The organism is Streptomyces botrytidirepellens, from assembly GCF_003721215.1.
GTDB classification, from domain to species: Bacteria; Actinomycetota; Actinomycetes; order Streptomycetales; family Streptomycetaceae; genus Streptomyces; species Streptomyces himastatinicus.
Genome location: NZ_RIBZ01000158.1, coordinates 1 through 5,405 on the forward strand (window position 1 = coordinate 1; position 5,405 = coordinate 5,405).

Consider the following 5,405-nt stretch of genomic DNA (forward strand, 5'->3'; position numbering starts at 1 on the left):
CGCGCGCGGGCCCGCCCCCGCGCCCAGGCTCAGGCTCGCGCCCGCACCCGGGTCCGTGTCCAGGCTCGCGCCCGCACCGAAGCGCCCACCCGCGCCCAGGCGCGCGCCTGCGCTCAGGCCCGTACTCGCGCCGGCGCTCTCACCCAGATCCGTGCCCGCGCTGAAGCGCGCCCCTGCGGCCCGGCTTGCCCCCGTGCTCGTGATCGCGTCCGCGCCCGCGCTCTCCGCGCGCGGGCCCGCGCTCGCACCCGCGCCCGTGCCCAGACCCGAGCCCGCGCTCGGGCCCGTACCCGCGCTCGCGCTTTCACTCAGATTCGTGCCCGCGCCCGCGTCCGGCTCCGTGCCCACGCGTACGCGCGCACCCGCGCTCGCGTCCGCGACGAGATCCCTGTCCGCCTCCACGCGGACACCCGTACCGAAGCTCGCGCCTGCGCCCCAATCCGCACGCGGATCCGTGTCCGCACCCAGGCGCCTCACCCCACCGAAGCTCGCCCCCGCGCCCGAGCCCGCACCCGGGTCCGCGCCCGCACCGAAGCGCTCACCCGCGCCCAGACCCCCGCCCGGGTCCGCATCCGCCCCCGCGCCCGCCCCCGCGCCCAGGCTCCTGCGTACGCCCGCGCCCAGGCTCGCCCCCGCGCTGAAGCTCGCGCCCGCGCCCCAGCTCGCACGCGGATCCGTGCCCGCGCCCGCATGCGTGACCGCATCAGCCCCGGTGGCCTCGCTGCTCACCTTCCGCCACGGCGTGATCCCGGACACCTCCGAACCGCGGGCCGGGCGGGGGACCCGCCGGATCACCCGCGCGCTCGCGGGTGATCCGGCGGACGCCCGCGGCGCCGCGGCCTCCGGCAGCCACACCCGCGCCAGCCCGCACGGCACCTGCCGCGTCGCGTACGGCAGCCACAGCTCGCCGTCCCGGCTCCACAGGCCGGAGCCGGCCAGCCAGCCCTCCGGCGCCGAGAACTGGCGCAACCGCCGCTCGGACGGCCGCCATACGCCCACCCACGGCCGCCCGCCCGCCGCGGCGTCGATGCGGAAGGCCACCGCGCACGCCTCCGGCGTCAGCATCTGCCCCGGCTGGATCGCGAAGGGGGTGGCCGTCGCCTGGGCGGGCGGGCGCAGGCAGTCCGGGAAGCGGACGGGGAGGGTGCTGCCCAGGACGCCCCACCCGAGCCGCTCGTCGCCGGGCGCGTCGGACCGTACGAGCAGCAGACCGCTGTCGGGGTCGGCGAGCAGCAGCCGGTCGTTGCTGCGCTCGGTGATCTGGAGCAGCGGGCTGGTCTCGCCGCCGCGCCCGAGGTCGACGACGAGGGTCTTCGTACGGCCGTCCAGCTCGCGGTCGAGCGCGAGCAGCCGCCCCATGCGGTCCAGCCAGGCGCCGCCCGTGCAGCGCCCGGGCACCTCGGCCAGGTGCTGGAGCCCGCGGGCGCCGCCGTGGATCAGCCACACGGAGGTGGACCGCGGGCCGCGCCCCAGCGCGTACGCACAGGTGCCGCCGGGCGCGGGCGGCAGCAGCGAGACGTCGGCGCGGTCGATGCCGCCGAGCACCCGCTCGCCCGTCCCCGGGCCGGTGGGGTAGAGCAGCGAGAAGGCATGGTGCCCGGCCACCCGGCGGTGGATCAGCACCTGCCCGTCGGAGAGCGGCAGCACTTCGCTGTCCGGCTCCTCGGGCTGGGCGCCCGGCAGCGGCACGGCGTACGGCTCGGGCCCGTCCAGCGTCCAGCGCTCGGGGAACCAGCAGCCGGTGTCGCCGCCGAGCGTGAGCCGCGCACCGTACGAACGGTCCGGGGTGATGGTGAAATCCGTGGACCTTTCTCGTGGCCGGGCGCTGCCTCCCGTGGCGAGGGTGGCGTCGAAGGCACAGGCGGTCATCGTTCAGTCACCTCCGGCCACTGAACGTAGGTTTCGTACCCCCTCCCGGTGGCCGATAAGAGGTCGGCTCCACCCTTACGTGTGGCTGTTGACCGATTCGCCTGAGAGGTCGGGGATGAGTGTGCTGTAAGTGGCCGCTCGGCGGTGCGATTAAAGTAAGGCACGCCTAAGTACCACCGTCCGCACGACCTCCTGGAGCACCAGATGTCCGTACGCCGCCGCGGCAGCGCCGCCCTCGCCCTGGCCCTCGCCGGGGCCCTCTCCCTCGCCGCCTGCGGCAAGTCCGACAGCGGCAAGGACGGCGCCAAGGGGAACGGCGGCGGGGGCAAGTCCGTCGCGCAGGGCGGCAAGGACTTCGGCAAGGCCGCCGAGCAGACCGCGAAGATGGGCACCGACGCCAAGCCCGGCCAGTTCCCGCGCACCGTCACCCAGGCCATGGGCAAGACGGAGATCAAGAGCAAGCCGAAGCGGGTCGTGGTGCTCGACGTCGGCGAGCTGGACAACGTCGTCTCGCTCGGCATCAAGCCGGTCGGCTACGCGCCCTCCGAGGGCGACCAGGCCATCCCCGGCTACCTCAAGAAGGAGGCCGGGAACCCGAAGAACGTCGGCACCATCAACAACCTCAACCTGGAGGCCATCAACGCCCTCCACCCCGACCTGATCCTCGGCAGCAAGCTGCGCGCCGAGCCGCTCTACGACGAGCTGAAGCAGATCGCCCCGACCGTCTTCTCCATCCGCCCCGGCTTCACCTGGAAGGAGAACTACCTCCTCAACGCGGCGGCCCTGGACCGCACCGCCGAGGCCAGGCGCAAGCTCGACGCGTACGAGGCGAAGGCGAAGAAGCTGGGCGAGGACATCGGCCCGAAGAAGCCGACCGTCACCATGCTGCGCTTCATGCCGGAGTTCACCCGGCTCTACGCCAAGGCGTCCTTCATCGGCACGATCCTCCAGGACGTCGGCCTGCCCCGGCCCAAGAACCAGCAGGTCGACGACCTGGCCACGGAGATCGGCCCGGAGCGGATCAACGAGGCCGACGCCGACTGGATCTTCACCGGGGTCTACGGCGACCCCAAGGCCACCAAGCGGGACCAGGCGGAGTCCAACCCGCTGTGGAAGAAGCTCGACGCGGTCAAGGCGGGCCACGCCAAGAACGTCAAGGACGAGACCTGGTACCTGGGCCTCGGCGTCACCGCCGCCGACCGGGTGCTGGACGATCTCCGCGGCTACCTGGTCCGCTGATCCCCCTTCAGATCGTCTCGGATCGTTCATCGCGCGGCGGTCGCGCTGAGTGAAGGCAGGGGCAAGGCTTCCCGGTGATCTGGGAGGTAGCCTTGCCCCGTGCCCGCTCTCACCGATGTCCTCGCCGCCCTCGACGCCCTCTGGCCGCCCGAGCGGGCGGAGCAGTGGGACGCCGTCGGGACGGTCTGCGGGGACCCCGATGCCCAGGTCGGCCGCGTCCTGTTCGCCGTCGACCCCGTCCAGGAGGTCGCCGACGAGGCGGTGGCGCTCGGCGCCGATCTGCTGATCACCCACCATCCGCTCTATCTGCGGGGCACGACCACGGTCGCCGCCTCCACCTTCAAGGGGCGGGTGGTGCACACCCTGATCAAGAACGACGTCGCGCTGCACGTCGCGCACACCAACGCCGACCGCGCCGACCCGGGCGTCTCCGACGCCCTCGCCGGGGCGCTCGATCTGCGGCCGGTCCGCCCGCTGGTGCCGGACCCGGCCGACCCCGCCGGACGCCAGGGGCTCGGCCGGATCTGCGAACTCGACCGCCCCGAGACGCTGGGCGAGTTCACCGAGCGCGCCGCCGCCCGGCTGCCCGCCACCGCGCAGGGCATCCGCGCCTCGGGCGACCCGGACCGTACGATCCGTACCGTCGCCGTCTGCGGCGGCTCCGGGGACGGCCTGTTCGCGGAGGCGCGCGCTGCCGGAGTGGACGCGTACCTGACCGCCGATCTGCGCCACCACCCGGCCTCCGAGGCGCGCGAGCACAGCGACCTCGCGCTGGTGGACGCCGCGCACTGGGCCACCGAATGGCCGTGGACCGAGCTGGCCGCGGCACAGCTCGACGAGATCTCCGACCGGCACGGCTGGGACCTGCGCACCCACGTGTCCCGCAAGGTCACCGACCCCTGGACGGCCCACGCCGCGGCCGCCGCCCCGTTCCGGGTCTTCGCGCCCGACCCCGCCTCTGCCTCCCCGGCTTGAGGCCCGCCTCTTCCGTCCCCTACGACCACCTCTGGAGCCCCCCGCTGAACGCCGCGCCCGCAGACCAGATCCGCCTGCTCGACGTCCAGGGCCTCGACGTACGGCTCTCGCAGCTGGCGCACAAGCGCCGGACGCTGCCCGAGCACGCCGAACTCGACACCCTGACCGCCGACCACACCCAGCTGCGTGACCTCCTCGTCGCCTCCCAGACCGAGGAGAGCGACACCGCCCGCGAGCAGACCAAGGCGGAGCAGGACGTGGACCAGGTGCGCCAGCGCGCCGCCCGCGACCAGAAGCGCCTGGACTCCGGGGCCGTCACCTCGCCCAAGGACCTGGAGAACCTCCAGCACGAGATCGCCTCCCTCGCCCGGCGCCAGAGCGACCTGGAGGACGTCGTCCTGGAGGTCATGGAGCGCCGCGAGGCCGCCCAGGAGCGGGCCACCGAACTGGCCGGCCGGGTGGAGTCCCTCCAGGCCAAGATCAGCGACGCCGCGGCGCGGCGCGACGCGGCGGCCGAGGAGATCGACGCCGAGATCGCGACCGTCACCAAGGAGCGCGAGGTCATCGCCGGGACCATCCCCGCCGATCTGCTGAAGCTCTACGACAAGCTGCGCGAGCAGCAGGGCGGCGTCGGCGCCGCCCGGCTCTACCAGCGGCGCTGCGACGGCTGCCGCCAGGAGCTGGCCATCACCGAGCTGAACGAGGTCCGCTCGGCCCCCGCCGACACCGTGGTGCGGTGCGAGAACTGCCGCCGGATCCTGGTCCGTACGCCCGAGTCGGGGCTGTAAGGCCGATGGCACGGCGTCGCTTCATCGTCGAGGCCGACGGCGGCTCCCGGGGCAACCCGGGGCCCGCCGGGTACGGCGCGGTCGTCCTCGACGCGGTGACCGGCGAACCGCTCGCCGAGGTCGCCGAGTACATCGGCACCGCGACCAACAACGTCGCCGAGTACAAGGGCCTGATCGCCGGTCTGCGGGCCGCCCACGCCCTCGACCCGGAGGCGGAGGTGCAGGTCCGGATGGACTCCAAGCTGGTCATCGAGCAGATGTCCGGCCGCTGGAAGATCAAGCACCCGGACATGCGGCCGCTCGCCACCGAGGCCAAGGGACTCCTGCCGCCCGGCCAGGTGACGTACGGCTGGATCCCGCGCGAGAAGAACAAGCACGCGGACCGGCTCGCCAACGAGGCCATGGACGCGGGCAAGCGGGGCGAGCAGTGGCAGCCCAAGGTGCCGCCGGGCGGCACCCTCGCGGCGGCAGCGCCCGAGGCCCCCGCCGACGACGCCCTCGCCGAGCCCGCCGCCCCCGAGGCCCCGTCGGCCG

4 protein-coding genes and 1 pseudogene are annotated in these 5,405 nt (G+C 74.2%); 4 read left to right on the plus strand and 1 reads right to left on the minus strand.

Annotation, left to right across the window (positions count from 1 at the left end):
* Nucleotides 1-807: 807 nt before the first annotated feature.
* Nucleotides 808-1,869, minus strand: a pseudogene (locus tag EEJ42_RS12055) (hypothetical protein); the annotation flags it as partial.
* A gap of 204 nt (nucleotides 1,870-2,073) precedes the next feature.
* Here EEJ42_RS12055 and EEJ42_RS12060 point away from each other — a divergent pair.
* From EEJ42_RS12060 to EEJ42_RS12075, 4 genes are all read left to right on the plus strand, one after another.
* Nucleotides 2,074-3,108, plus strand: a complete 1,035-nt coding sequence (locus EEJ42_RS12060; RefSeq protein WP_123099942.1) for an ABC transporter substrate-binding protein — start codon at nucleotides 2,074-2,076, stop codon at nucleotides 3,106-3,108.
* A 99-nt stretch (nucleotides 3,109-3,207) separates the two neighbouring features.
* Nucleotides 3,208-4,083 carry a Nif3-like dinuclear metal center hexameric protein gene (locus tag EEJ42_RS12065; protein ID WP_123099943.1) on the plus strand — a complete coding sequence of 292 codons (876 nt, stop codon included), beginning with the start codon at nucleotides 3,208-3,210 and terminating at the stop codon, nucleotides 4,081-4,083.
* Nucleotides 4,084-4,127: 44 nt separating this feature from the next.
* Nucleotides 4,128-4,871 carry a zinc ribbon domain-containing protein gene (locus EEJ42_RS12070; RefSeq protein WP_184503046.1) on the plus strand — a complete coding sequence of 248 codons (744 nt, stop codon included), beginning with the start codon at nucleotides 4,128-4,130 and terminating at the stop codon, nucleotides 4,869-4,871.
* Between the two features lie 5 nt (nucleotides 4,872-4,876).
* Nucleotides 4,877-5,405 (plus strand): reverse transcriptase-like protein (locus EEJ42_RS12075; RefSeq protein WP_123099944.1); only part of this gene is annotated, 529 nt, incomplete at its 3' end.